This is a genomic window from Oleiphilus sp. HI0132 (assembly GCF_001635845.1).
The window spans coordinates 1-981 of record NZ_LWGJ01001617.1 but is presented as its reverse complement, the minus strand read 5'-3'; the positions used below and the strand labels follow the sequence as shown (position 1 = coordinate 981).

The following is a 981-nucleotide window of genomic DNA, read 5'->3' as shown; positions in this document are numbered from 1 at the left end:
AGGCGTTTATGTATCGATTTTTTCAAGGCTTAAGAAGGCCAAAGTTTTTAGGTTTAGTGTTAAGTTTAGTTTTATTGAGTGCTTGTTCTGCTTCAAATAAGGTGGTGCAAACCTACGAAGGAAATATATTGCCTCAGGATCAGTTAGCGGTAGTGCTTGCTCCAGAAAATATAAGTCTGATTTCTGTTAATGGGCGAGAGGTTCCTACTTATCTGTTAAGTAATATTGAAACAAAATATGGCCTGAGAGCCGGTCTTAACCAGCTTGTATTCAAGTACGAAAGTATCTGGGCGAAGCCTGGTCCTCAGACAAATGGAAATAGTAGGTCAGAGAAAACCGAGTCACAGTTAGTGATGCTCGAGTTTAATGCTCTGGCAGGGGAGTCATATAACTTTGTATATGCCGAAGCGGATAATATCAGAGAGGCTCGTAGCTTGGCTTCAAACTTCTCTGCATCGCTTGTTGATAAGGTGGGGCAGGAGCTTGCTGTTTCAGTCCCCTATACCGAGAAGAGCTCGGCTAATCAGAAGGTTTTCGTATCCGGGAAGGTGACTGGCGCCGACTCAGGCTTGAGTGAGTCAAAAAGTGAAGCTGCTTCCAGTCTGGTCTCGCTGAAAGAGCTTTGGGGGAAGACTAGCACTGAAGATAGAAAAGCCTTTTTGGTTTGGGCGTTTCAGGAGTAAAAAAGCGCTAAGTCGGCTTAGGTCGAAGAGCTGGCTCTACAGCTTGCCGCTATTTTCCTACGCAAAAGATGTTGCTGACTAAGCCGGCAACATCTTCGATAAAACCAGTCTTGTTTGTATTTGGCTCACTCAGATCAATATCGGTGCAATCTGGTATTTCTGTTTCGCTACTTAGAATCGTTTCTATCGCTGTCTGAAAGTATTTTTCAAAGGGTTGCTTAAGGGACAGTGCTTCAGGGTTGTAGGTGCAGGTGACACTGTAATTGCCGTTATAACTCACAATCATCAGTGCTAAACC

At 43.9% G+C, this 981-nt stretch carries 1 protein-coding gene and 1 pseudogene; one reads left to right on the top strand and one right to left on the bottom strand.

Translation table 11 applies throughout. The features are described 5' to 3' along the window. Positions 1-683: DUF2057 family protein (locus A3766_RS24915; RefSeq protein WP_231882988.1), on the top strand; the 683-nt coding region annotated here is incomplete at its 5' end. Positions 684-732: 49 nt separating this feature from the next. On the opposite strand, the pseudogene A3766_RS31545 reads toward A3766_RS24915, so the two are convergent. Next, positions 733-981, bottom strand: a pseudogene (locus A3766_RS31545) (hypothetical protein); the annotation flags it as partial.